This window comes from Brevundimonas sp. NPDC046655 (assembly GCF_044901625.1).
GTDB lineage: Bacteria > Pseudomonadota > Alphaproteobacteria > Caulobacterales > Caulobacteraceae > Brevundimonas.
This window is the reverse complement of the sequence record NZ_JBJDPV010000001.1, coordinates 721030-746402: the sequence shown is the minus strand read 5'-3', so window position 1 is coordinate 746402 and position 25373 is coordinate 721030. Positions and strand designations below refer to the sequence as shown.

24 protein-coding genes are annotated in these 25373 nt (G+C 67.7%); 17 read left to right on the top strand and 7 right to left on the bottom strand.

The annotated features are described in order from the left end of the window. Window positions 1-20: 20 nt before the first annotated feature. A complete protein-coding gene (gene tadA / locus ACI2KI_RS03585) occupies window positions 21-503 on the bottom strand; it encodes a tRNA adenosine(34) deaminase TadA (RefSeq protein ID WP_312062570.1) in 483 nt (160 codons plus the stop codon). On the opposite strand from tadA, the gene ACI2KI_RS03580 reads away from it, so the two are divergent. The 3 genes from ACI2KI_RS03580 to rsmD are packed head-to-tail and all read left to right on the top strand — an operon-like array spanning window position 492 to window position 3235. After that, window positions 492-2207 (top strand): pseudouridine synthase, encoded by a 1716-nt coding sequence (locus ACI2KI_RS03580; RefSeq protein ID WP_404617805.1) that lies wholly within the window; start codon window positions 492-494, stop codon window positions 2205-2207. The genes tadA and ACI2KI_RS03580 overlap by 12 nt on opposite strands. 21 nt (window positions 2208-2228) lie before the next feature. Next, the gene (locus ACI2KI_RS03575) at window positions 2229-2657 is read left to right on the top strand and encodes a GFA family protein (protein WP_404617803.1); all 429 of its coding nucleotides are present in this window, start codon (window positions 2229-2231) and stop codon (window positions 2655-2657) included. 2 nt (window positions 2658-2659) lie between these two features. Next, a complete protein-coding gene (gene rsmD, locus ACI2KI_RS03570) occupies window positions 2660-3235 on the top strand; it encodes a 16S rRNA (guanine(966)-N(2))-methyltransferase RsmD (RefSeq protein WP_404617801.1) in 576 nt (191 codons plus the stop codon). Here rsmD and ACI2KI_RS03565 read toward each other — a convergent pair. The 3 genes from ACI2KI_RS03565 to mutL form a co-directional block, all read right to left on the bottom strand. Then, window positions 3218-3493: a YjhX family toxin gene (locus tag ACI2KI_RS03565; protein ID WP_312062563.1), complete on the bottom strand. Its 276-nt coding sequence runs from the start codon at window positions 3491-3493 to the stop codon at window positions 3218-3220. The two genes, rsmD and ACI2KI_RS03565, sit on opposite strands and share 18 nt — an antisense overlap. Window positions 3494-3669: 176 nt before the next feature. Further along, window positions 3670-4137 carry a low molecular weight protein-tyrosine-phosphatase gene (locus ACI2KI_RS03560; RefSeq protein WP_404617799.1) on the bottom strand — a complete coding sequence of 156 codons (468 nt, stop codon included), beginning with the start codon at window positions 4135-4137 and terminating at the stop codon, window positions 3670-3672. 152 nt (window positions 4138-4289) lie between these two features. Continuing rightward, window positions 4290-6203 (bottom strand): DNA mismatch repair endonuclease MutL, encoded by a 1914-nt coding sequence (gene mutL, locus ACI2KI_RS03555; protein WP_404617797.1) that lies wholly within the window; start codon window positions 6201-6203, stop codon window positions 4290-4292. Window positions 6204-6384: 181 nt separating this feature from the next. On the opposite strand from mutL, the gene ACI2KI_RS03550 reads away from it, so the two are divergent. The 11 genes from ACI2KI_RS03550 (at window position 6385) to ACI2KI_RS03500 (ending at window position 17170) form a co-directional block, all read left to right on the top strand. After that, complete coding sequence (locus ACI2KI_RS03550; RefSeq protein WP_404617795.1) at window positions 6385-7089, top strand: YceI family protein; 705 nt, start codon at window positions 6385-6387, stop codon at window positions 7087-7089. A gap of 159 nt (window positions 7090-7248) precedes the next feature. After that, window positions 7249-8538, top strand: a complete 1290-nt coding sequence (locus tag ACI2KI_RS03545) for a YceI family protein (protein WP_404617793.1) — start codon at window positions 7249-7251, stop codon at window positions 8536-8538. Window positions 8539-8768: 230 nt separating this feature from the next. Further along, complete coding sequence (gene serS, locus ACI2KI_RS03540; protein ID WP_404617791.1) at window positions 8769-10064, top strand: serine--tRNA ligase; 1296 nt, start codon at window positions 8769-8771, stop codon at window positions 10062-10064. Then, window positions 10064-10855: a 5'/3'-nucleotidase SurE gene (gene surE, locus ACI2KI_RS03535; RefSeq protein WP_404617789.1), complete on the top strand. Its 792-nt coding sequence runs from the start codon at window positions 10064-10066 to the stop codon at window positions 10853-10855. The genes serS and surE overlap by 1 nt, the downstream gene beginning before the upstream one ends. Further along, on the top strand, window positions 10852-11496 hold the full coding sequence (locus tag ACI2KI_RS03530) for a protein-L-isoaspartate(D-aspartate) O-methyltransferase (RefSeq protein ID WP_292082984.1): 645 nt from the start codon (window positions 10852-10854) through the stop codon (window positions 11494-11496). The genes surE and ACI2KI_RS03530 overlap by 4 nt, the downstream gene beginning before the upstream one ends. A gap of 126 nt (window positions 11497-11622) precedes the next feature. Then, window positions 11623-12714: a peptidoglycan DD-metalloendopeptidase family protein gene (locus ACI2KI_RS03525; protein WP_404617786.1), complete on the top strand. Its 1092-nt coding sequence runs from the start codon at window positions 11623-11625 to the stop codon at window positions 12712-12714. 148 nt (window positions 12715-12862) lie between these two features. Continuing rightward, window positions 12863-13177, top strand: a complete 315-nt coding sequence (gene yajC, locus ACI2KI_RS03520) for a preprotein translocase subunit YajC (protein WP_292082982.1) — start codon at window positions 12863-12865, stop codon at window positions 13175-13177. Between the two features lie 43 nt (window positions 13178-13220). Next, window positions 13221-14819: a protein translocase subunit SecD gene (gene secD, locus ACI2KI_RS03515; protein WP_404617784.1), complete on the top strand. Its 1599-nt coding sequence runs from the start codon at window positions 13221-13223 to the stop codon at window positions 14817-14819. Next, entirely contained in the window at window positions 14819-15790 is a 972-nt protein-coding gene (gene secF / locus ACI2KI_RS03510) for a protein translocase subunit SecF (RefSeq protein WP_404617782.1), read from the top strand. Before secD ends, secF begins: the two co-directional genes overlap by 1 nt. A 92-nt stretch (window positions 15791-15882) precedes the next feature. Beyond that, a complete protein-coding gene (locus tag ACI2KI_RS03505; RefSeq protein ID WP_404617780.1) occupies window positions 15883-16503 on the top strand; it encodes a hypothetical protein in 621 nt (206 codons plus the stop codon). A gap of 40 nt (window positions 16504-16543) precedes the next feature. Further along, window positions 16544-17170, top strand: a complete 627-nt coding sequence (locus ACI2KI_RS03500) for a squalene/phytoene synthase family protein (protein WP_404617778.1) — start codon at window positions 16544-16546, stop codon at window positions 17168-17170. Here ACI2KI_RS03500 and ACI2KI_RS03495 read toward each other — a convergent pair. After that, a complete protein-coding gene (locus ACI2KI_RS03495) occupies window positions 17167-17658 on the bottom strand; it encodes a MarR family winged helix-turn-helix transcriptional regulator (RefSeq protein ID WP_404617776.1) in 492 nt (163 codons plus the stop codon). The genes ACI2KI_RS03500 and ACI2KI_RS03495 overlap by 4 nt on opposite strands. 68 nt (window positions 17659-17726) lie before the next feature. Between ACI2KI_RS03495 and ACI2KI_RS03490 the strand changes: the two genes are divergently transcribed. After that, a complete protein-coding gene (locus ACI2KI_RS03490) occupies window positions 17727-18932 on the top strand; it encodes an MFS transporter (RefSeq protein ID WP_404617774.1) in 1206 nt (401 codons plus the stop codon). Between the two features lie 19 nt (window positions 18933-18951). Here ACI2KI_RS03490 and trmFO read toward each other — a convergent pair whose 3' ends face one another. After that, complete coding sequence (gene trmFO, locus ACI2KI_RS03485; RefSeq protein WP_404617772.1) at window positions 18952-20346, bottom strand: methylenetetrahydrofolate--tRNA-(uracil(54)-C(5))-methyltransferase (FADH(2)-oxidizing) TrmFO; 1395 nt, start codon at window positions 20344-20346, stop codon at window positions 18952-18954. Between the two features lie 104 nt (window positions 20347-20450). Between trmFO and ACI2KI_RS03480 the strand changes: the two genes are divergently transcribed. Together ACI2KI_RS03480 and ACI2KI_RS03475 are read left to right on the top strand one after the other, a co-directional pair. Then, window positions 20451-21377: a hypothetical protein gene (locus ACI2KI_RS03480; protein WP_404617770.1), complete on the top strand. Its 927-nt coding sequence runs from the start codon at window positions 20451-20453 to the stop codon at window positions 21375-21377. 21 nt (window positions 21378-21398) lie between these two features. Beyond that, window positions 21399-22286, top strand: coding sequence for a hypothetical protein (locus ACI2KI_RS03475; protein ID WP_404617768.1), 888 nt, complete (start codon window positions 21399-21401; stop codon window positions 22284-22286). Between the two features lie 30 nt (window positions 22287-22316). Here ACI2KI_RS03475 and uvrA read toward each other — a convergent pair whose 3' ends face one another. Beyond that, window positions 22317-25256 carry an excinuclease ABC subunit UvrA gene (gene uvrA, locus ACI2KI_RS03470; protein WP_404617766.1) on the bottom strand — a complete coding sequence of 980 codons (2940 nt, stop codon included), beginning with the start codon at window positions 25254-25256 and terminating at the stop codon, window positions 22317-22319. Window positions 25257-25373 lie beyond the last annotated feature (117 nt).

The following is a 25373-nucleotide window of genomic DNA, read 5'->3' as shown; positions in this document are numbered from 1 at the left end:
CCAAGGTCAAGCTTATCGCGTCAACGCCCCGCTGCGGCGCGTGTTCCGCGTCGCGCCCGGAAGAAGGAGCGCAGGGCGTTCGCAGCGGGCTCGGCCAGAACCCCGCCCTCGGTCGTCGGTCGCCAGTGACAGGTCGGCTGGTCGAAGAAGCGCCCGCCGTGGATCACCGCGCCGCCCTTGGGATCGTCCGCCCCCCAGACCACGCGACCGATGCGGGCGTGGCTGATAGCGCCGGCGCACATGGCGCAGGGTTCCAGCGTGACATAGAGGGTGAGGTCCGTAAGGCGATAATTCTGCAACTTCGCCGCCGCATCTCGCAGGGCGACGATTTCGGCATGAGCCGTCGGATCATGGGCGGTTATGGGGCCGTTTTGCCCACGGCCAAGCACTTCGCCGGTGATTTCGTCGACAATTATCGCGCCCACGGGCACTTCGCCCGCTTGCGCCGCCGCTTGCGCCAAGTCGAGCGCCATGCTCATGAACCGCTCATCATGGATCGCCATCCCAAAGACAACGACAAGAAGCCCCGCTCCCGTCAAGATGACGGCCCGCGCGGCCCCCGTAAATTCGCCGACGCGCGCCCGGACAAGGGCGGCTTCGGAGACCGCAAAGGCCCGCCGCGCGGCGACCGCAAGGACGATCGCGGCGACAAGCCCTTCGCCAAGGGCGCCGGCAAGGGCGGCCCGAAAACCGCGAAAGAACCGGCTGCTCCGCTGCGCAGCGAGCGAATCGCCAAGGCCATGGCCCGCGCCGGCATCGCCTCGCGCCGTGAGGTCGAGCGCCTGATCGGCCTGGGCAAGGTCGCGGTCAACGGCCGTATTCTGGACACGCCGGCGACCCTGGTGACACGCGACGACGTGATCACCGTCAACGGCAAGCCGATGGGCTCGGCCCAGGCGACGCGCGTCTGGCGCTATCACAAGCCGGCCGGCCTGATCACCAGCCACAACGACCCGGCGGGCCGCCCGACCGTGTTCGACGCCCTGCCCAGCGGCCTGCCGCGCGTGATCTCGGTCGGACGTCTCGACCTGAACACCGAGGGCCTGCTGCTTCTGACCAACGACGGCGAGCTTAGCCGGGCGCTGGAAATGCCGGATACGGCCCTGGTGCGTCATTATCGGGCGCGCGCCCGTGGCCGCATCACCCAGGAGCAATTGGACAAGCTGAAGACTGGCTGCACCATAGACGGCGTCCACTACGGCCCGATGGAAGCGACCATCGACAAGGCCAAGGAGAAGGGCGAGGGCGAGAAGTCGTCGGCCAACCTGTGGATCAGCGTCTCGATCACCGAAGGCAAGAACCGCGAGGTCCGCAAGGTTCTGGAGTCGGTTGGCCTGACCGTGAACCGTCTGATCCGTTTGGCCTATGGCCCGTTCCAGCTCGGTACCCTGCCGGTCGGGGCGGTCGAGGAAGTCGGTCCGCGGGTGATCCGCGAGATGCTGGCCGACCACATCCGACCCGAGAACCTGCCGACGGGCAACACCGTCTCGACCCCCGCGCCGATCCCCGGTCGCCGCACCTCGTCGCCGATCGTGACGGGCAAGTCGGGGTCGGCCATGTCGGATCCTTCGCGCAAGCCCAGCCGCGTCCGCGCCGCCACGGAGGCGCAGGCCGACGCGGTCGACCGCCGCGAACGGCCCGCCAAGAAGGAGGGCTGGGCCAAGGCGACGCCGAAGTTCGAGCACACCAAGACCTTCAAGCCGCGCGCGCGGCCTGAAGCCGCCCATGGCGGCGAGTGGTCGGATCGTCCGCGCCGGCCGTTCAGCCGCGAGCCTCGCAGCGACCAGTTCATCGACGACCGCCGCGCGCCGCGCGACGGCGCCAAGGGCGGGTTCAAGCCGCGTGAAGGTGGCTTTGGCGACCGTCCCAAGCGTGATTTCAAGCCTCGCGACGGCGCCACGCGTGCAGACGGCGACCGCCCGCAGCGTGACTTCAAGTCGCGTGAAGGCGGCTTCGGCGATCGTCCGAAGCGTGACTTCCAGCCCCGCGACGGTGCGCCGCGCTCGGGCGGCGACCGTCCGCAACGCGATTTCAAACCGCGTGAAGGCGGTTTCGGCGATCGGCCCCAGCGGGATTTCAAACCGCGCTCGGGCGGCAAGCCCGGCGGATTCGGCGGCAAGCCGGGCGGCGGCTCGCGTCCCGGCGGCGGCAAACCCTTTGGCGGCAAGCCTTCGGGCGGTCGCGGCGGTCCGCGCGACCGCGGCTAAGGGGTGGACGGAGGGCAGACCATGGTCGAGGCCAAGGAGGGCGCGCGTCTGGCGGGCCGTTGCCTGTGCGGGGCGGTGACCTTCACCGCCGCGCCGCAGGGCGGCATGCACGCCTGCCATTGCGAGAGCTGTCGCCGGATTTCGGGCGGGGTGTCGCTAAGCGTCAACTGCGGCGACAGCCTCGAGGTCGCCGGTCTCGTCGCCACCTACGACTCTTCGGAATGGGCGGAGCGTCAGTTCTGCGCGACCTGCGGGACGGGCCTGTTCTGGCGTCTGAAGGCGGGCGGGATGACCATGGTCTCGGTCCAGGCCTTCGACGATCCCTCGGCCTTCCCCTTCGAGGACGAGATCTACATCGACTCCAAGCCCGCAAACTATGACTTCGCCGGCGACCGCCCGCGTCTGACCGGCGCGGAGGTCGAGGCCATGTACGCGCCGGGAGAAGGCTGAATATGCGGATCGTCGCCGGCAGCCTGAAGGGGCGCGCCATCATCGCGCCCGAGGGCCAGAATACGCGCCCGACATCGGATCGGGCGCGTCAGGCCATCTTCAACGTGCTGGAACATGCGGCATGGGGCGAGAATCTGCACGACCTGCGGGTGATGGACATCTACGCCGGGTCGGGGGCTCTGGGTTTTGAGGCCCTGTCGCGCGGCGCGGCCTTCGCCCTGTTCGTCGAGATCGACGACGGCGCGCGTGGCGTGATCCGCGAGAACATGGACGCCTATGGCCTGTTCGGCCGAGCGCGCGTGCATCGCCGTAGCGCCATCGACCTGGGCGAGCGCCCAGGTTCGGTGGGCGAGGCCTTTGACATCGCCTTCCTCGATCCGCCCTACGCCAAGGGACTGGGCGAACAGACGCTGGAGCGGCTGCGCGAAGGCCAGTGGCTGAAGCCGGGCGCCATCGTGGTGTTCGAGCGCGGCTCCGACGAGCCCGACATCGACACGCCGGGCTATGAGCGTCTGGACGCGCGCGACTATGGCGCCGCACGCGTCCTCTTCCTCAGGGTTCTAGAAACCGCGCCCTGAGACGCGGTTGTCCAACTGGCTGCGCAGGCGGCTCAGCCCGTCGCGATTGACGACATAGGGGCCGCCGTTGCGCGACTTGATGACGCCCTTGCGTTTCAGGCTGCGCCATTGCTCGAGATCGCAGCCGTCCAGCACCCAGCCTTCGCGGGTGAAGCAGCGGGCGGCGATGATGCGGCCCTGATCGTCGCGTTCCAGCAGGATGCGACCGCCCTGGGCCAGGGCGTGGAGCGTGCGTTGTTCCGCACGGGAGATGTTCATTTCAGATTGTCCGGGACAGGCGTCAGCGTGCGCCCGGCGTCGATCATTCAGACGCGGGGCGTTACGAGCGGCCTCGGACGGGTTTCAGCGTCCGGGCCTCAGGCCGTGAACACATTCTCAGACATAAACAGTCCCAACAGGTGTGGGGCGACAGATAGCGAGGCCGTGGCCCGGTTTCAATCGCCCCGGCGCAGCTTCCGGGCCAGACCGCGCGCGCCGGCGGCGACATCCGCCCAGGTGACGTTGAAGCCGTCGTCGTCGCCGAAATAGGGATCGGCCACTGGCTGCCCCTCGCGGCCTTCGACGTGATCCAGCAGCAGGCTGAGGTCGGCAGTGGCGTCGGGCGGGGCGAGGCGGCGCAGGTTGGCGAGGTTGTCCTCGTCCAGCGCCACGATATGGGTGAAGCGGCGGAAGTCGGCGGGTTTCACCTGACGCCCGCGCAGGGCGGCGATGTCGGCGCCGTTCTTGCGAGCCACGGCCTGGGCGCGCGGATCGGGCGGTTCGCCGACGTGCCAGCCGCCGGTGCCGGCGGAATCGATAATGACGTCCAGCTTCAGGCGGCGGGCCTCTTCGCGGAAGGCGGCCTCGGCCAGCGGCGAGCGACAAATGTTGCCGAGGCAGACGAAGAGGACGGAGGGGGACATGGAACCTCTTTTCGCTCATCCCGGCGAAGGCCGGGATCCAGATGCAAACGTCGCGGTTGGTTGAAAGGCCTGCTGCGGCAAGATCTATCAGACCTGAGTCTTACAATCTGGGTCCGGCCTTCGCCGGGATGAGCGGGTTTGTGTGGGCCGGATCACCGCCGCCCGAACAGCTTTTCGAGATCGTTGAGTTTCAGCTCCACATAGGTCGGGCGGCCGTGGTTGCACTGGCCGGAGTGGGGCGTGGCCTCCATCTGGCGCAGCAGGGCGTTCATTTCGGGGGCGGAAAGGACGCGGCCGGCGCGGACGCTGCCGTGGCAGGCCATGGTGCCGCAGACCTCGGCCATGCGCTCTTTCAGCGACAGGGCGGCGCCGTGTTCCGACAGGTCGTCGGCGATGTCGCGGATCAGGCCCTGAACATCGGTGTCGCCGAGCAGGGCGGGGGTTTCGCGGACCAGAACGGCGCCGACGCCGAAGGCCTCGACGATCAGGCCCATCTCGGCCAGTTCCTCGGCCTTGGCGGCGACGCGCTCGGCCTCGGCGGGGTCCAGTTCGACCACCTCGGGCGTCAGCAGGGCCTGGCGGGTGACGGCGCCGTCGGCCATCTGGACCTTCATCCGTTCATATACGAGGCGTTCGTGGGCGGCGTGCTGGTCCACCACGACCAGACCATCGCGGGTCTGGGCGACGATATAGGTGCCGTGCAGCTGGGCGCGGGCGGCGCCGAGGGGATAGTCGATCAGGTCGGCGGGGGCCTGGGCGCCGGGCGCGATCTGGCCGGCGTGTTCCGCCTGGATCTCGCCCAAGGTGCGGAAGCTGGGGGCGGCGGCTTCACCGCTCCAGGTGTGCTCGACGCGGGCGGAGCGTTCGTTGAGGCCCGGCAGGTTCTGGGCGGCGGCGGCCGGCTGCGACCAGCCCTGCCAGCCGCTCCAGCCGGGGGCGGCGGCGCCAAACGACTGGGCCGAGGGGGAGGTGGGGCTGTAGAGGGCCTCGCCCGTATGCGGACGGAAACCGGACAGGGCGTCGGCGGCGACCGTGGTCGAGGCGCGGTGACCGGCCGCGTGTAGGGCGTGACGCAGGGCGCCGACGATCAGGCCGCGCACCAGGGCCGGATCGCGGAAGCGGACCTCGGCCTTGGCGGGGTGGACGTTCACATCGACGTAGAGCGGATCGATGTCGAGGAAGAGGGCCGCCGCCGGGTGGCGATCGCGGGCCAGGAAGTCGGCGTAGGCGCCGCGCAATGCGCCTTGCAGCAGGCGGTCGCGCACCGGGCGGCCGTTGACGAACAGGAACTGGTGCGCCGCATTGCCGCGCGAATAGGTCGGCAGGCCCGCATAGCCTGACAGGCGCACGCCGTCGCGCTCCTGATCGATCAGCAGGGCGTTGGCTTCGAAGTCGCGACCCAGCAGGGCGCCGAGGCGTTTCAGGCGGCCCTCGAAACCCGGATGCTCGGCGGGCAGGCGCAGCGTCACCTTGCCGTCCAGCGACAGGGTGAAGGCGACGGCCTCATGCGCCATGGCCTGACGCTTGATTTCTTCCGAGATGGCCATGGCCTCGGACCGCTCGGACTTCATGAACTTGAGGCGGGCGGGGGTGGCGTAGAAGAGGTCGCGGACTTCGACCCGGGCGCCGTGCGGGCCAGGGAAGCCGGCGGGGGCCACCGGGCGCTGATCGCCGCCATCGACGGTGACGGCCCAGGCGTCGGCCTCGTCGCGGGCGCGGGTGGTGATGGTCAGCCGCGCGACTGAGCCGATGGAGGGCAAGGCCTCGCCGCGGAAGCCGAGGGTGTGGATGCGCAAAAGGTCCACGTCGCCCGCGTCGTCGGGCTCCAGCTTGGAGGTGGCGTGACGTTCGACTGCCAGAGGCAGCTCGTCTTTCGGAATGCCCTTGCCGTCATCGGCGATCAGGATGCGGGCCAGGCCGCCGCCGTCCGCCTGGATTTCGACGCGCGAGGCCCCCGCGTCCAGCGCGTTCTCGACCAGTTCCTTGATGGCGCTGGCGGGGCGTTCGACCACCTCGCCGGCGGCGATGCGGTTGACGGTTTCGGGGGGGAGACGACGAATGGGCATGTGAGTCGCAAGATAGGCGGGCGACACGCAAGGCGCACCTCAATCCGCATTTTTGCACGAACGGGGCTTGAAGCTCCGTAATCGCAACTTATACTGTTGCAGTCCGAACGGCGCGCCGACGGACAGAGCAACCGTTTCTGGGCCTCGTGTCCAGTCCTGAACAATCAACGAGGTCCTCCCAATGAAGATTAAAGTCGCCATCCTGGCTGTCTCGGCCGCCGCCCTGCTGGCCGCCTGCAGCCCCGCCGCCGACAAGACGGGTGCGCCCGCCGCTGACGCCGCCTCGACCGCCCCGGTCGAACTGAAGGCCCCGGCCGGCGTCTATATCATGGACCCGACCCACGCCTCGCTGCAGTGGTCGCTGCCGCACAACACGATTTCGAACTACACCGCGCGCTTCAACAAGTTTGACGCCAAGATCACGCTGGACCCGGCCAACCTGGCCAACAGCTCGGTCGAGGTCAGCATCGATCCGGCCTCGGTCGACGCCAACTATCCGGGCGACTACACCGGCACCCACGCGGGTTCGGGCTTCAAGACCTGGAGCGAGGACATCGCCAAGAACAAGAACTTCCTGAATGCCGGCGCCTTCCCGCAGATCACCTTCAAGTCGACCAAGGTCGAGCTGACCGGTCCGCGCACGGCCAAGGTGACGGGCGACCTGACCTTCCTGGGCGTGACCAAGCCGGTGACCCTGGACGCCACCTTCAACGGCGAGATCGAGAAGCACCCCTTCATGCAGGTGCCGACCCTCGGCTTCGCGGCTGAAGGCAAGTTCAAGCGCACCGACTTCGGCATGGCGCTGGGCCCGGTGGGCGACGAGGTCACCATCCGCTTTGACGCCGAGTTCCTGCAGCAGGTGGCTCCGGCCGCACCGGCCGCCTGATTTCTGGCCCCTCTGCCGTCATCCCGGACAGCCGACAGGCTGATCCGGGACCCAGGCGTCGGATAGGAGCTCAGGGCTACAGCGCCTGGCTCTGGCGTCTGGGTCCCGGATCGCCTCTGCGGGGCGTCCGGGATGACGGGTGTATTTTGTGAGTTTGTGATGCCCGCCAGCCGCTACACCCCCGTCGCCATCGCCCTGCACTGGGCCATCGCGATCGCCATCATCGCCATGATCCCGATGGGCTGGTGGATGAGCGAGGCGATCAATGAGCCGGGCCGTCAGGCGCTGGCCTATCGTGTGTTTCAGATTCACAAGTCGGTGGGCTTCCTGATTTTGGCGCTGACGGCCCTGCGGCTGGTCTGGCGACTGACGCACCGGACGCCGGGGATGCCGGCCGAGATGAAGACCTGGGAGACGTTCGCGGCGCGGGCGACCCATGCGGCCTTCTATGGCCTGATGCTGGCCCTGCCGCTGACCGGCTGGCTCTATGTTTCGGCGGGCTGGGCCGTGGCGACGGATACGCCGCTGGCCGTGGCGACCAGCTGGTTCGGCCTCTTCACCGTGCCGCACCTGCCCTTTATCGGCGAGGCGGCGGCGGGTTTACGCCGGGCCGTGGCCTACCAAGCTATGGGGGCGCACAGCCTGATGGCCTGGGGCGCGGTCGTGCTGATCGTCCTGCACGTCGGGGCGGCGCTGAAGCATCAGTTCATCAATCGCGACGGGGTTCTGGCCCACATGATCCCGGTGCTGAAGCACGGCGAGGGGCGGACTGCGCCTGAGCCCAAGCCCCTGCTGCGCCGGACCGAGCGTCTGGCCGGCTTGGGCTTCATCGCGGCCCTGGCCGTCGCGGGCGGCATAGCGGCCAAGCCCGCGCCTCTGGCCGAAGGGGCAGGGGCCGAGGTCCACGCCGCGACGGCGCCCGCTCAGGTCGAGGCGGCGGTCACGCCGGGGTCTGCGACGGCCTGGACCATCGACCCGGCGGCCTCGAGCATCGAATTCACCGGAACCCACGCGGGCAAGGCCTTCAAGGGGCGATTCGAGCAATGGGAGGGTCAGGTCTGGTTCGATCCGGCCGATCTGGCGGGCTCCAGGGCCGTGGTTCTGGTCATGACCGGCACGGCGAAGACCGGCGACGCAACGCAGGAAGGCAGCCTCACAGGCTCCGAATGGTTCGACCCGAGCGCCTATCCGACCGCGCGTTTCGAGGCGACGACGTTCAAGGCGTTGGGCGGAAACCGCTTTGAGGCGACGGGGACGCTGCGGATCAAGACCGTCACCGTGTCGGTGGTCCTGCCCTTCACTTTCGACGAAGCGGACGGCGTGGCGACGGTGGCCGGTAAGCTGGAGCTGGACCGCACAGCGCTGGACCTCGGCATGATGTCAGACGCGGGCGGCGATTGGGTGTCCAAGGCGATTGGCGTCGAGATCAGGGTGACCGCGAAGCGCTGACGCCCACCTGCCGTCATCCCGGAAGCGGCGCAGCCGCTATCCGGGACCCAGGCGTCAAAGATATACGGGGCCTGTCGCGTTTGAAATCCGCCGCCTGGGTCCCGGATCGCCTCTGCGAGGCGTCCGGGATGACGGCATCAGGCGAAGGTGGGCGCGCTTAGGGGTTTGCCCGACTCCGCTCGGGGCGTTACAGCCTTCGGCTTCTTCTCGAACGTCCGAAGATTGACGCCATGCACGACATCAGAGCCATCCGCGACAACCCCGAAGCCTTCGTCGCCGGCTGGTCGTCGCGCGGGGTGGAGGACGCCGCAGACGTGGTGGCCCGCATTCTGGCGCTGGACGTCGACCTGCGCGCCGCCCAGACCACGGGTCAGGAAGCCCTGGCCAGGCGCAACGCCGCCTCCAAGGCCATCGGAGCCGCCATGGGCAAGAAGGACATGGCCGAGGCCGACCGGCTGAAGGCCGAGGTCGAAACCTTGAAGGCCGAGATCACCGAAGCGGGCGAGGCCGAAGCCGCCAAGGGCGCCGAACTGCGCGATCTTCTGGCGGGTCTGAAGAACCTGGCCGCCGCTGACGTGCCGGACGGCGCTGACGAGAACGACAACGTCGAGGTCCTGAAATGGGGCGAACCCCGCACGACCGGTCCGGCCAAGGATCACGCCGACCTGGGTGAGGCCTTGGGCCTGCTGGACTTTGAAGCCGCCGCCAAGATGTCCGGCTCGCGCTTCGCCGTGCTGAAGGGCCAGCTGGCGCGTCTGGAACGCGCCATCGGTCAGTTCATGCTGGACCTGCAGACCGGCACGCACGGCTATCTGGAAGTCGCGCCGCCCTACTTGGTCAAGGACGACGCCATGTTTGGCACGGGCCAGCTTCCGAAGTTCGAGGAAGACCTGTTCCGTTCGGGCGAGCATCTGTTGATCCCCACCGCCGAAGTCTCCCTGACCAACCTTGTGCGCGAGCAGATCCTGGGCGAAGACGAGGTGGCGGAGCCCATGCGTCTGACGGCCCTGACGCCCTGCTTCCGGGCCGAGGCCGGGTCGGCGGGGCGCGATACGCGTGGCCTGATCCGCCAGCACCAGTTTTCCAAGGTCGAGATGGTCTCCATCTGCCGTCCCGAGGACTCCGAAGCCGAGCATGAGCGCATGACTGCTTGCGCCGAGGCGGTGTTGCAGGCGCTGGAGCTGCCCTATCGCAAGGTGCTGCTGTGCAAGGGCGACATGGGCTTCTCCGCGCAGAAGACCTATGATCTCGAGGTTTGGCTGCCGTCGCAGAACACCTATCGCGAGATCAGCTCCTGCTCGAACTGCGGCGACTTCCAGGCCCGGCGCATGGACGCCCGGTTCAAGCGCGCGGGCGAGAAGAAGACCGAGTTCATGCACACCCTGAACGGCTCGGGCCTGGCGGTCGGCCGCACCCTGGTCGCGGTGATGGAGAACTATCAGCAGGAGGACGGCTCTATCGCCGTGCCGAGCGCGCTGCTGCCCTATATGGGCGGCCTGACCACGGTGGGTTCGGTTTCCAAGTAATGCGTATCCTTCTTACCAATGACGACGGCATCGAGGCGGAAGGCCTTGAATGCCTTGAAAAGATTGCTCGCACCTTGTCGGACGACGTCTGGATCGTCGCGCCCCAGACCGAGCAGTCGGCCAAGGGGCGGGGGATCACCCTGACCGAGCCGCTGCGCGTCAACCAGTTAGGCGACAAGCGCTTCGCCGTGACCGGCACGCCGACCGACTGCGTCATCCTGGCGGTCAACGACCTGATGCCCGAGCGGCCCGATCTGGTGCTGTCGGGCGTCAATCGCGGCCACAACGTCGGCGAGGACGTCAGCTATTCCGGCACGGTGGCCGGCGCGCTTCAGGGCATGGCCTTCGGCATCCGCTCCATCGCCCTGTCGCAGTCGCTGGAACGCTTCCACGACGACGTGACCGCGCACTGGGAGACGGCCGAGGCCTTCGCCCCCGGCATTATCGCCAGGCTGCTGGAGCAGAAGTGGGAGGACGGCGTGGTCATGAACGTCAACTTCCCCAAGCTGCCCCCGGAACTGGTCAAGGCGGTCGAGGTGACGAAGCAGGGCTTCCGCGATATCGGCGAGATGCACGCCATTCGCCGAACCGACCTACGCGGTCGCGACTACTACTGGATGGCCTTCCGCGGAGCCCCGCAGGAGCACGCCGAGGGCACGGACCTGCGGGCCATGGACGAGGGGCGCATCTCGGTCACGCCGCTGCATATCGACCTGACGCACATGCGCAGCGTCAACGACCTGAAGAAGGTGCTGGGCGGCGCGCCCCCCAAGGGACCGCTGGAAAAATGAGCCTGTCGGACGACCGCGCGGGCCGGTTGATCCTGTCGCTGCGGCGGCAGGGGGTGACCGACGCGCGGGTGCTGAAGGCGATGGAATCCATCGACCGGTCGCTGTTCGTCCACGAGAAGTTCCTCGATCAGGCCTGGGAAGACCAGGCCTTGCCGATCGACTGCGCCCAGACGATCAGCCAGCCCTATATCGTCGGGCTGATGACCCAGGCGCTGGACGTCCAGCCGCGTCACCGCGTGCTCGAGATCGGCACCGGCAGCGGCTATCAGTGCGCGGTGCTCAGCCGCCTGGCGCGCTTCGTCTATTCGGTGGAACGCTACAAGAGCCTGCTGACCGAGGCGGAGCACAAGCTGAAGCTGCTGGGCGTCGACAACGTCTTCACCCGCCACGGCGACGGCGGGCAGGGGTGGCTGGAACAGGCGCCTTTTGACCGGATCATGGTCACGGCGGCCTCGCCGCATGAACCAACGGAACTGCTGAAACAGCTGAAGCCGGGCGGGATTCTGGTGGCGCCGGTAGGCCGCAGTTCGGTGCAGATGCTGAACCGATATACCGGTCAGGAAGACGGCAGCTTCCGCCGCGAAAGCCTGTGCGAAGTGCGCTTCGTGCCCTTGGTCGAAGGTACGGCCAAGGAGGGGTAGGGGCGCGCGTTTCGGCGCGCGGTTAACCTTTCCGCCCCACTTTGGCGCTGTTTGGCGGGTTGGCTTGGCCGCGCATCCGGGGCACACCGGGGGCGAAGGCAATTCAAGGTTAAGAAGGAGGGGCGCATGGGCGGCTTCACGGGCTGGATCAGGGCGGCGGTCGTCGTCGGCGGGGCGCTGACGGTCACGGCGTGTTCGACCTATCCGAACGAGCCGCGCTATTCGACGCGTCCCATGCCGGTCGGCGGGCAGGGCGGCTATCCGGCCCAGCCGCAGCAGCCGGGGGCCTATCCGAACAACAATCCCTACTACGCCCAGCCGTCGCAGCCGCAGACCCCGCCGGCCACGCGTCCCTATGAGGAGCAGGGACCGCGGGCCCCGTCGGGCAGCATCGAGGGCGGCGGTCTGCCGCCCGCCGGCGGTCCGGCCTATCCCTCGACCGGGGCCCCCATCACTGTGACGCCGCCGGCTGCAGGCGCGACCAGCATGCCGGGGGCGACCTATGTCATCCAGCCGGGCGACACCATTTCGGGCGTGGGGCGTCGCTTCCAGACTCCGGTCCAGACCCTGATCGACCTGAACGGTCTGGGGCCGCGCGGCGCCATTACTTCGGGCCAGCGCATCGTCCTGCCGGACAGCGCCGTGGACACTGGCTCCGACCCCTATGCGACAGGCGCATCGCCCGTGGGCGTGCGGACCCCCAACAACGGCGTCGCGCCGCCGCCCCCGCCGCCGCCCAGCGGCAACGCGGCCCTGCCGCCGTCGCGGGCGCGGGCGGTTACGTCCTCGACGCCGGCATCGCCGGTGCAGGGCGCGGCCGTGGGGCAGGCCCTGGTGATGCAGTGGCCGGTGCGTGGCGACATCCTGCGTCGCTTCGGCCCGGTCGGCATGGGCGAGCGGAACAACGGCATCAATATCGGCGCCTCGGCCGGGACCGAGGTCAAGGCCGTCGCGGCGGGACGGGTGGCCTATGTGGGCGACGATCTGCCGGGGCAGGGGCTGACGATTCTGATCATTCACCGCGACGGGTGGCGCACGGTCTATGGCCATCTGGGCTCGGCGACGGTGCGTGACGGCGCCGAGGTTCGCGCGGGCCAGGCTATCGGCACGGTGGGCCTGACGGCGGGCGACGGACGGCCCTCGATCCACTTCGAGACGCGCCAGATGCGCGGCGATGATCCGGTCGCTGTCGATCCCTTGAGCGTTCTGCCGCGCTGAACATGATCCGCCCGGCGTGTCCGGGCGGCATCGCCTGTGACGCCTCGGCATTAGGCCGCGTTGCAAATCGGCACGGCTCACCCTAGGTTCCGCGCCTCAATTTCTTATGGGGCCCCCGTTCAAGGTCGGCCCGGTTCGGGGAGTTTCCATGCCTACTGGTTCCGAAGGCGGCCTGATGGCCATCGTGGTGCAGATCGCGCCGATCGTCGCGATCTTCATCCTGTTCTACTTCCTGATGATCCGCCCGCAGCAAAAGCGGATGAAGGCTCACCAGGCCCTGATCGCCGGCGTCAAGCGCGGCGACGAGGTCGTCCTGTCGAACGGCATGGTCGGCAAGGTGACCCGCGTCGAAGACGCCGAGGCCATGGTCGAGATCTCGCAGGGCGTGAACGTCCGCGTGGTCAAGGCGATGATCGCCGAAGTGCGCAACCGCACCGCCATCGCCGCCAACGACAAGGGCTGAGCGGCTTCTCGCCGCTGACGCCCGCCCGAAATAGAGCCCTGACATGATTCAGCTAGCGCGCTGGAAAGTCACCCTGGTCGTGCTGTCGCTCGTTGTCGGGCTGCTGCTGGCCTTCCCGAGCGTGCTCAGCCAGGCGCAGCGCGACGCGCTGCCCGGCTGGCTGCCCAAGAACGGCCTGAACCTGGGCCTTGATCTGCAAGGGGGCTCCTACCTCCTGCTGGAGGTCGACGTTCCGGAGATGCGCAACAAGCGCGTCACCAATCTGATGGAAGACGTGCGGGTCGCCCTGCGCGAACAGCAGATCAACGTCGGCGCCATGCAGCGCGAAGCGGGTGGCGTCGTGGTCACGATCACCGACCCCGGCCAGTTCGACACGGCTCTGACCGAACTGCGCAACCTGGCGCAGACGGGCGCGGCCGCAACCGGCCAGCCGGACCGCACGGCCACGCGTCTGAGCGGCAACCGCATTCGCTTCGCCTTCACCGACGCCACGCTGAACGGCATGGGCGCGACGGCGGTGGACCAGTCCATCGAGGTCGTGCGTCGTCGTCTGGACAGCTCGGGCACCAAGGAAATCTCCATCACCCGTCAGGGCGCCGACCGCATCGTGGTCCAGGCGCCGGGCCAGAGCGATCCGGCCGAGCTGGAGCGTCTGGTCGGCCGGACGGCCCAGCTGACCTTTCAGATGGTCGATACCTCGACCAATGGCCTGCAGGACGCCATGGCCGGCCGCGTGCCGCCGGACGCAGAACTGCTGACCGACGATCAGGGCACGCCCTATCTGGTCAAGAAACGCATCCTGGTTTCGGGTGAAAACCTGACCCGTGCCGGCGTCGGTTCGGATCAGAACGGACGCCCCGCCATCGATTTCCGCTTTGACGGGCAGGGCGCGCGTCGCTTCGGCGAAGCCACCGCGCAGAACATCGGCAAACCCTTCGCCATCATCCTGGACGGCAAGGTGATTTCGGCCCCGACGATTCAGGGCGCCATCACCGGCGGCACGGGCCAGATCACCGGAAGCTTCACGATCCAGTCGGCCGCCGAACTGGTGAACCTGCTGAATGGGGGCGCCCTGCCGGCGCCGCTGAAGGTCGAGGAACGTCGCGTCGTCACCGCCGAGCTGGGTGCTGACGCCGTGCAGGCCGGCATGGTCTCGACCATCATCGGCTTCGCCCTGATCTGCGTCTTCATGATCGGCGCCTACGGCTTCCTGTTCGGCGGCGTGTCGGTGCTGGGCCTGATCCTCAACGGCATCCTGATCATTGCCGCCATGTCGCTGTTCGGCGCGACCCTGACCCTGCCGGGCATCGCCGGTCTGGTGCTGACCTTCGCCGTGGCCGTCGACGCCAACGTGCTGATCTACGAACGGATGCGTGACGAAGCGCGGGCCGGCCGATCGGCCATCGCCTCGATGGACGCCGGCTTCAACAAGGCCATGGGCACGATCGTCGACGCCAACCTGACCACCCTGGTGGCGGCGCTGATCATGTTCATGTTCGGCGCGGGGCCCGTGCGCGGCTTCGCCTGGACGCTGACCATCGGCGTCTTCACCTCCATGTTCTCCTCGGTGATGGTCGCCCAGGTGCTGCTCGGGTATTGGCTCAAGATCGCCAAGCCCAAGAAACTGCCGATCGCGGAGTGATGGCGATGCGTGGATGGCCCCTCATCAAACTGCTTCCGCAGAAGACGAACTTCCGGTTCGTCAAATATGCGCCCATCGCGGGCGTGATCTCGGTGATCCTGTGCGTGGCCGCGATCGTCGGCTGCTTCTATCCGGGTCTGAACCTGGGCATCGACTTCCGGGGCGGCGCCTCGATGGAAGTGTCCAAGCCCGCCGGTCAGACGCTTGAACTGGACAAGGTTCGCGGCGCCGTCAGTGAACTTGGCCTTGGCGACGTCCAGGTCCAGGGCATCGACAGCGCCGCCAGCGCCATCGTCCGCTTCCAGATCCCCGAGGAAGAAGGCCAGAGCGCCGTCGTCGCCCGGGTCGAGAAGGCGATTGACGAGGCGGTAGGCGAGGTGAAGTACTCGGGCGTCAGCGTCGTGGGCTCCAAGGTCTCGGGCGAGTTGTTCACCAGCGGCCTGCTGGCGCTGGGCGCGGCCATCGTGCTGATGTTCATCTACATCTGGTTCCGGTTCGAGCCGCAGTTCGGCTTCGGCGCCGTGGCCGGTCTGGTGCACGACCTGATCCTGACCTTCGGCCTGATCGTCCTGTTCCGCTTCGAGTTCAGCCTGAACACCGTGGCGGCCATTCTGACCGTCATCGGCTATTCGATGAACGACACCGTCGTGGTGTTCGACCGTCTTCGCGAGAACCTGCGCAAGTACAAGACCATGCCTCTGCGCGAGGTGATCGACCTGTCGCTGAACGAGACCCTGTCGCGGACCATCATCACCGGCGTCACCGCCGTCGGCGTTCTGGCGGTCCTGGCTCTGTATGGCGGCGAGGCCCTGTTCGGCTTCTCCATCGTGCTGATGGTCGGCATCGTCATCGGCACCTATTCGTCGATCTATGTCGGCGCGCCGATCATCCTGCTGTGGGGCGTCAAGCGCGGCGGCTCCATCGACGAGGACGCCAAGCCGGTCAAGTTCGGCATGGCCAGCCGCCCCTAAGGGCTCGGCTCACCTGAAAAGGCTCCTCCTTCCCCCGAGCGGGGAGGGAGGAGTAAGGTCACGCTTCCTGATTCCGACCCGGGGAGGGGCGCATGGCCAAACTGCTTTCCAACTTCAGAACGACTTTCCTGCTCAGCATCCTGCTGGCGGGGGTCATGATCTTCGCCTTTGGCCGCATCGCGCCGGGCGGTTTCGCTCTCGGCTTCGCCCAGGCGGTCTTCCGCTGGGTTCACGTCGTGGCCGGCATCCTGTGGATCGGCCTGCTCTACTACTTCAACTTCGTGCAGATCCGGGTCATGCCCGCCATCCCGGCCGAGCTGAAGCCCGCCGTCAGCAAGCACATCGCGCCTGAGGCCCTGTTCTGGTTCCGCTGGTCGGCGCTGGTGACGGTGCTGGCGGGGATCGCCGTCCTGTTCACGCGTGGCCATGTCTATGCCCATGAAGTCCTGACCTTCGGCCTGGCCGGCGGCCTGAACGCGGGCGACCAGCAGTTCACCCTGATGGGGATCGGCGTCTGGCTGGCTATCGTCATGTTCCTGAACGTCTGGGGCGTGATCTGGCCGAACCAGAAGCGCGCGCTGGGCATCATCGCCGTCGACGACGACAGGAAGGCCAAGGCGGCGCGCATCGCCATGCTGGGCAGCCGCACCAACCTGTTGCTGTCGCTGCCGATGCTGACCTCGATGGCGATGTATCAGACCCTGTTCGGCTGAGGCTTGCACCGTCCGCCGCAATGGCCGATGGCCTTGCGGAATGACTGTTGATCTCGACTCCCAGGTCCGCGCCGCCGACCCCGACCGCTGGCTGTCCAGCCGGTTCGTGGCCGACGAACAGGCGCGCGCGGACCTGATCGCCCTCTACGCCTTTGAGGCGGAACTGCTGTCCATTCCCACCCGCGTCACCCAGCCCATGCTGGCAGAGATGCGCTACACATGGTGGGCCGAACAGATGGATGGCGTCTTCGCCAATACCCCGCGCGTCGGCCATCCGGTGCTGGAGGCCCTGACCGCCGCCGCCGTCCGTCACGGGCTGGAGCGCGCGCCCTTCGACGCCTTGATCGAGGCTCACATCGGCCGGGTGCATGGCGAGCCGCACGATCTGGACGCCTTCTACGTCGGCCCCATGCAGGTGGCGGCCCGGATGCTGGCGGGCGAGGGGCATGACGCCGTCGTCGTCGAGGCCGGGCGTCTGTGGGCGTTGTCGCAGACGGGACGAGCCGACGAGGCGAGGGCGCTGCGCTCCGCCGCCAACAGGGCGCTGAGACATCTGCCCGCGGCCGCCTTTCCCGCGACCGCCCACGCCACGCTGGCGGGATTCGATCACCCGGAACCGATGAAGCGGCTGCGCCTGTTGTGGGCGGTGCTGCGCGGCCGGGTCTAGTCGCAGAGGCCGCGGATCAGGCGCGCCAGCAAGCCGTTCAGGGTTTTCTGCTCATCGAGCGACAGCGGCGCGAGAATGTTTCGCGCCGCTTCTTCGTGTTCGGGCATGATGGTTTCGATCAGGTCGAAGCCCTTGTCGGTCAGGCGCACCAGGGTGGCGCGACGGTCGGTGGGGTGGGGGCGGCGCTCGACCAGTCCGGCCTTCTCCAGTCGGTCGATGCGGGCCGTCATGCCGCCGGACGACATCATCGCCGCCTCGAAAAGGGCGGTCGGGGTCAGGCCCTCGGGCGCGCCCGAGCGGCGCAGGGTGGCCAGGGCGTCGAACTCGCCCTGTTGCAAGCCGTAACGGGCGTAGAGCGGCGCCTGGCGTTCCCGTGCCACCAGGATGGACGCCTCATGCAGGCGACCCAGCGCCTCCATCGGCAGCATGTCCATATCGGGGCGCTGGACGGCCCATTGGGCGGCGGCGCGAGAGGCTCTGTCGGGCATGGGTTATCTTGACATCGAGATACTTGAGGTCGAGAGACTAGCGCGATTTTCAAGTGGAGTCCTGTCTGATGACCGCACGGTCCGAAGCCGAACCGGCGCGCGGCGCGTCCCTGCTGCTGTTGGCGGCCATCTTCGCCCTGGCGCTGAACCTGCGACCGGCGATGGCGGCCGTGGGGCCTCTGCTGGACCTGATCGAGGGCGCGACGGGGATGGATTCCACCGCCGCCAGTCTGCTGACGACCCTGCCGGTGGCGATGATTGGTCTCGGGGCCCTGTCGATCCGGCCGCTGCGTCGGCGGCTGGGCGAGCGGCGCGGCATCCTGCTGGGCGCGCTGCTGATCGGCGGGGCCTGTCTGGCGCGGGCGGCGCTGAGCGACACGGCGGGTCTGATCGCCAGCGCGGCGGTCGTCGGCGTCGGCGTGGCCCTGATCCAGGCCCTGGCGCCGGTCGTGATCAAGCGGGCCTTCCCGACACGGTTCGGCACGGTGATGGCCCTCTACACAACGGGCATCATGGGCGGGGCGGCCATTGCGGCGGCCACGGCGGCGGGTCTGGCCGAGGCGGTCGGCTGGGCCTGGACGCTGGCCCTGTGGTCCATTCCCTCCTTTGTCGCGGCGGTCGTCTGGCTGATCGCCGCGCGTGATCCGGCGGCGGAGGAACCCGACCGGGGGGCCGTGGCTGAGACCACGCACCCCGAAATCCCCTTCTGGAAGCAGGGCCGGGCATGGAGCCTTATCCTGATCATGGGGCTGGGGACATCGGCCTACACGCTCGTGCTGGCCTGGCTGCCGCCCTTCTATGTTGATCTGGGCCAGGCGAGGGCGACGGCGGGCTACCTGCTCAGCGGCATGACCGGGGCCGAGGTGGCGGCGGGGATCATCGTGTCTATGGTCATCGCGCGCTTTCCAGACCGTCGCGGGCCGATCCTGACGGCGCTGGTGCTGGCCCTGATCGGTCTGGCCGGCCTGGTCGTCGCGCCGGTCGCTCTGGCGGTTCCGGTCGTGGTGGTCATGGGGTTGGGCATCGGGGCCATCTTCCCCCTGACCTTGATCCTGGCCATGGATCAGATCGACGATCCGAGCCGGTCCGGCGACCTGCTCGCCTTCGTCCAGGGCGGAGGTTACATCATAGCCAGCCTGTCGCCGTTGGCCGCCGGCCTGCTGCGCGACCACATGGCCGACCTGACGGGGGCCTGGGTCCTGATGGGCGTCGGCGTGGTGGGGCTGGGTCTGATGACGTTGCAGTTCCGGCCGGGTCTGCCCAAGCTGCGCTGAGGCGACCCGGCCTGATCGCTTAGGCGTCCCGCCAGGCCTTCAGGGCCTCCATGGCGCGGATGCTCTGCAGGCGCTTCTTGGCGCGGCCGCGTTCCTTGGGATGGATGCGCTTGCCGTCTTGGTCGACCTTGGGGGCTTCCAGCGGCGGCAGCAGGCCGTAGTTGATGTTCATCGGCTGGAACTTGGAGCCTTCCAGATGGCCGCCGGTGATGTGCTCGACCAAGGCGCCCATGGCGGTTTCAGGCGGCGGGGCCGACAGGTCGCGGCCGAGAGCTTGCGCGGCGGCCAGACGGCCGGTCAACAGGCCCATGGCGGCGCTTTCGACATAGCCCTCGACCCCCGTCACCTGACCGGCGAAGCGCAGGCGCGGCATGGCCTTCATGCGCAGCTGCTTGTCCAGCAGTTGCGGGCTGTTGAGGTAGGTGTTGCGGTGCAGGCCGCCAAGACGCGCGAACTGGGCGTTCTGCAGACCCGGAATCATGCGGAAGGTCTCGGCCTGCGCCCCGTGCTTCAGCTTGGTCTGGAAGCCGACCATGTTGAAAAGGGTGCCCAGGGCGTTGTCCTGACGCAGCTGGACGATGGCGTGGGCCTTGACCGTCGGGTTGCGCGGATTGGTCAGGCCGACGGGCTTCATCGGGCCGTGACGCAGGGTTTCGCGGCCACGCTCAGCCATGACCTCGATCGGCAGGCAGCCGTCGAAGTAGGGGACGTTTTCCCAGTCCTTGAACTCGGCCTTGGGGCCGCCCAGCAGGGCGTCGATGAAGGCGTCGTACTGTGCCTTGTCCATCGGGCAGTTGACGTAGGCGGCGGCGTCGCCGCCGGGGCCTTCCTTGTCATAGCGCGACTGACGCCAGGCGATGTCGAAGTCGATGCTGTCGGCGTGGATGATCGGGGCGATGGCGTCGAAGAAGCTGAGGCTCTCTTCGCCGGTCATCTTCAGGATGGCGTCGGCCAGGGCGGGCGAGGTCAGCGGGCCGGTGGCGACGATGACATTGTCCCATTCCTCCGGCGGCAGACCGGCGATTTCCTCGCGCACGATGGTCACCAGCGGGTGGGCTTCCAGCTTGGCCGTCACAGCTTGCGAGAAACCGTCGCGGTCGACGGCCAGGGCGCCGCCCGCCGGGACCTGATGGGCGTCGCCGCATTCCATGATGATCGAGCCCAGCGCCCGCATCTCGGCGTGGAGCAGGCCCACGGCGTTGAACTCCCAGTCGTCCGAGCGGAAGGAGTTGGAGCAGACCAGCTCGGCCAGACCGTCCGTCTGGTGCGCATCGGTCTTGACGCCCGGCACGCCGCGCATTTCGTGCAGGATGACGGGCACGCCCGCCTGGGCGATCTGCCAGGCGGCTTCGGAGCCGGCGAGGCCGCCGCCGATAACGTGGACGAGTTTGGGGGTGGAAGCTGCGTTCGACATGGCGGCCTTCTAGCGGTCCCGGAGCCTTCCGTCAGCCTGTCATTGCGGCGGGGTGGCGAAGCGGCCGCTGTCTGGCGTATGACGAAGCTTAAGAGGAGCCCACCATGACCACGGCGTTTTCCATTGGCGAGGCCCTGGCCTCCGGTTTCAGGCTGACGCGACGCCGACCTTTGCGGGTCTGGATGTGGGGCGTGGCGTCGGTGGCGCCGTCGCTGCTGGTGGGCGCGCTGATGCTGCGCCTGTTCGGCGCCATGGCCCTGACGGACATGGGGTCGGAAGAGCCCTCCGCCGCTTTTGTCGAGCAGATGGTGCAGTTCCAGGCCCTGTCGGGGCTGGCGAATATTCTGCAGATGTTGATCTGGGTGGTGGTGACCGCCGCCATCTTCCGGACAGTGCTGTTCCCCGAGCGTGCAGATCGTTTCGCCGGGCTCAAGGTCGGCATGGACGAGGTGCGCGTCGCCGTGGTCGGCCTGGCCATGGTCATCGGCTTCTACGCCGCCGCCATCGTGATCGCCCTGATCGCCTTCGCCGTCGGGGCCGGGCTGTGGTTCGTGTCGGAGGCGGCGGCGGTCGCCGTGGGGCTGCTGGTTGCGGTTGTCGCCGGGCTGGCGGTCTGGGGCGTCATCCTGCGGGCCTGTCTGATCATGCCGGCCAGCGTGGCTCTGGGCGACTTCGCCTTTGTTCAGGGCTGGAAGCTGTCGAAGGGGCAGGTGCTGCGGTTGCTGGGGCTGAGCCTGGCTATCGTTGTCGTCGTGCTCGCCATCGAATTGGCCCTGCTTGTGATCGTCGCCGTGGTCCTGTTCCTGCTGGCCGGGCTTAATGTCTTCAGCCTGGCGGCCATGCTGGAACAGGGGGCTCCGCCGACGGTGGATTGGGGCGTGCTGATCCCCTGGGCCCTGGCGGCCTTCGTGCCGCTGTCGTGGCTGCATGGCTTCCTGAATACGGTGATCATGGCGCCCTACGCCGAGGCCTGCCGATCGCTGCTGGCGCAAGCGCCGCAGGACGAAGCGCGTCCGGTTGCGCTAGGCTGATCGGGAATCGAGGACGACCGCATGATCTTTTCCGCCACCGACTGCGCCTTTGAGGGCTTCCGCCTGACGCGGCGCGCGCCCGTCGCCGTCCTGCTGTGGGCCGTGGCCTACGCCGTGTTCTTCGGCCTGCTCTTCCTGCTGGTGGGGTCGCATTTCGTCACCATCATGTCTCTGATCTCCCAGTTGGAGGGACAGACCGAGCCGTCGATCGAGGACATGCAGCCGCTGATGCAGGCCTATGGCGTCATCGTCGCCTGGGCCGTGCCTCTGGGCCTGTTCTTCAGCGCCGTGATCAGCACGGCCATCGCCCGATCGGTCATCCGGCCCGAGGATCGCAAGTTCGGCTACATGCGCCTTGGCAAGGACGAGCTGCGGGTGCTGGGCGCCAGCCTGATCGTCACCCTGATCATGTTCGGCGCGACCTTCGTCGGCTTCATGATCATCAGCCTGGTCGCCGCCCTGGCGGTGGCCGCGCCGGCGCTGTGGCTGGCTGTGGTCCTGTTGTCGCTGGCTGTGCTGGCGGTCGTGATCTGGCTGTCGGTGCGGCTCAGCCTGGTCGTACCGGCGACCTTCGCTGAGGGGCGGATTGCTGTGAAGTCGGCCTTCGCCATGACGGACAAGAAAATTTTCTGGCCCCTGTTGGGCATGGCGGTCATCGCGTGGGTCATGGCCATGCTGGTCGGCCTGCTGGGATCGGCCGTGGCCGCGCCGCTCAGCCTGATGGTCGGCGGGGCCGAGCGCATGGTCGGCATGGAGGGCGCCAGCGTCCCCAGCCTGCTCAGCGCCCTGGGGCCGATGCTGGCCGTGTCGCTGGTGGTCAACGCCGTCATGACGGCGGCCCAGGTCGTCATCATGTATGCGCCGTTCTCGGCCGCCTATCTGCAGCTCAAGGGCGCGGCGTGCCCCTGAGCTGACGGCGAGGACGCCTGACCGGGCCTGTCAGGCGCTCTTGCGGGCGCGAGGTTTCTTTTCGGCCTTCTGAACCTCAGGCAGGGCCGCCACGCGCGCCTTGCGGCGCTCCTCGTGGCGGTCCAACACCTCCTTGAGGTACTTGCCGGTCCAGCTGGCGGGGTTGCTCGCGACCTGTTCGGGGGTGCCGAAGGCCACGATCTCGCCGCCGCCGTCGCCGCCCTCGGGACCGAAGTCCAGCAGGTAGTCGGCGACCTTGATGACATCCAGATTGTGCTCGATGACGACGATGGTGTTGCCGTTGTCGACCAGTTCCTGAAGCACCTCCAGCAGCTTGCGCGTGTCCTCGAAGTGCAGGCCGGTCGTCGGCTCGTCGAGGATGTAGAGGGTCTTGCCGGTGGCGCGGCGGGCCAATTCCTTGGACAGCTTGACCCGTTGGGCCTCGCCGCCCGACAGGGTGGTGGCGGGCTGACCGACCTTGACGTAACCCAGACCCACGCGCTCCAGCGTCAGCATCTTGTCGCGGATCGAAGGCACGGCGTTGAAGAAGCGCGCGGCCTCTTCAACCGTCATGTCCAGAACGTCGGATATGCTCTTGCCCTTGAAGACAATTTCAAGGGTTTCGCGGTTGTAGCGCTTGCCCTTGCAGACGTCGCAGGTGACGTAGACGTCGGGCAGGAAGTGCATCTCGATCTTGATGACGCCGTCGCCCTGACAGGCCTCGCAGCGGCCGCCCTTGACGTTGAAGCTGAAGCGGCCGGGGCCGTAGCCGCGCGCCTTGGACTCGGGCAGGCCCGCATACCAGTCGCGGATCGGATTGAAGGCGCCGGTATAGGTGGCCGGGTTCGAGCGCGGGGTGCGGCCGATGGGCGACTGGTCGATGTCGATGACCTTGTCGAACTGCTCCAGCCCCTCGATCCTGTCGAAGTTGGCCGGGGCGTCCGAGGCGTTGTGCAGGCGGCGGGCGGCGGCCTTGTACAGGGTCTCGATGGTGAAGGTGGACTTGCCGCCGCCGGACACGCCGGTGACGCAGGTGAACAGGCCGACGGGGATATCGCCGGTGACGTTCTTCAGATTGTTGCCGGTGGCGCCGCTGATCTTCAGCATCCGCTTGCGGTCGACCGGGCGGCGGCCCTCGGGCGGCAGTTCGATCTCGCGCGCGCCGGTCAGGTACTGGCCGGTCAGCGACTTGGGATTGGCCATGACCTCGGCGGGCGTGCCCTGGGCGCAGATCTCGCCGCCGTGGACGCCGGCGGCCGGGCCCATGTCGATGACGTAATCGGCGGTCAGGATCGCCTCCTCGTCATGCTCGACCACCAGAACCGAGTTGCCGAGGTCGCGCAGGCCCATCAGGCTTTCCAGCAGACGGGTGTTGTCGCGCTGGTGCAGGCCGATGGAGGGTTCGTCCAGCACATAGAGGACGCCGGTCAGGCCCGAGCCGATCTGCGAGGCCAGGCGGATGCGCTGGCTCTCGCCGCCCGACAGGGTGCCGGAACTGCGCGACAGGCTGAGGTAATCCAGGCCGACGTTATTCAGGAAGCGCAGCCGGTCGGTGATCTCCTTGAGGATGCGGCGGCCGATCTCGCGCTGCTTGTCCGTCAGGTGATCGTCCAGGGTGGTGAACCACAGATAGGCCTTGGAGATCGACAGCCAGCTGATCTCGGCGATGTCGGCGCCGCCCACCTTGACCGCCAGGGCCTCAGGCTTCAGGCGCTTGCCGCCGCAGACCTCGCACGGCGTCTCCGACTGATAGCGGCCCAGTTCCTCGCGGACCCAGGCGCTGTCCGTTTCGCGCCAGCGGCGCTCCAGATTGGGCAGGACGCCTTCGAAGGCCTTGGCGACCTCGTATTTGCGGGCGTTGTCGTCATAGACGAACTTGATCTTCTCGCCGCTCGAACCGTGCAGGATGACCTTCTGGGCCTGTTCCGGCAGGTCGCGCCAGGCCTTGTCCATCGAGAAGCCGTAGTGCTGGGCCAGCGACTGCAGGGTTTGGGTGTAGAGCGGCGAGGGGCCGCGCGCCCAGGGAGCCACGGCGCCCTTGTGCAGGGTCTTGTCGCGGTCCGGGATCACAAGATCGGCGTCAAAGGCCAGCTTGACCCCGAGACCGTCGCAGGTCGGGCAGGCGCCGAAGGGATTGTTGAACGAGAACAGCCGCGGCTCGATCTCGCTGATGGTGAAGCCCGAGACAGGGCAGGCGAACTTCTCGGAAAAGACGATGCGGCGCGGTTCTTCGCCCTCTGCGGCGTTGGCCCATTCGGCCGTGGCGATGCCGTCGGCCAGGTTCAATGCGGTCTGGATGCTGTCGGCGTAGCGCGGCTCGAGACCTGCTTTGGTTACAATGCGATCGACGACAATATCGATGTCGTGCTTGAACTTCTTGTCGAGCGCGGGGGCGTCCTCGATGGCGTAGAATTCGCCGTCAATCTTGAGCCGCTGGAAGCCCTGACGCTGCCACTCGGCCATTTCCTTCTTGTACTCGCCCTTGCGGCCGCGAACGACGGGGGCCAGCAGCAGGAGGCGCTCGCCGTCGGGCAGGGCGGTCAGCTTGTCGACCATCTGGCTGACGGTCTGGCTCTCGATCGGCAGGCCGGTGGCGGGCGAATAGGGGACGCCGACGCGCGCCCACAGCAGGCGCATGTAGTCGTGGATCTCGGTGACCGTGCCCACCGTCGAGCGCGGGTTCTTGGAGGTCGTCTTCTGTTCGATGGAGATGGCCGGCGACAGGCCCTCGATCAGGTCGACGTCCGGCTTGCCCATCAGTTCCAGGAACTGACGCGCATAGGCCGACAGGCTCTCGACGTAGCGGCGCTGGCCCTCGGCGTAGATGGTGTCGAAGGCCAGGGATGACTTGCCCGACCCCGACAGCCCGGTCATCACGACCAGCTTCTCACGCGGGATATCGACGTCCACGCCCTTGAGGTTGTGCTCGCGGGCGCCGCGAACGCGGATGAAGTTGTGCTTTTCGGTCATGGAATCCGGGAACGCGGAAGACCCCGGAACGGTCCAGGGCGACGACGCTATATGGGGATCAATTCGTGCTTTTCAGCAAGAACAATATGCGAACACCATCATGAAGAAGTCTGAGCT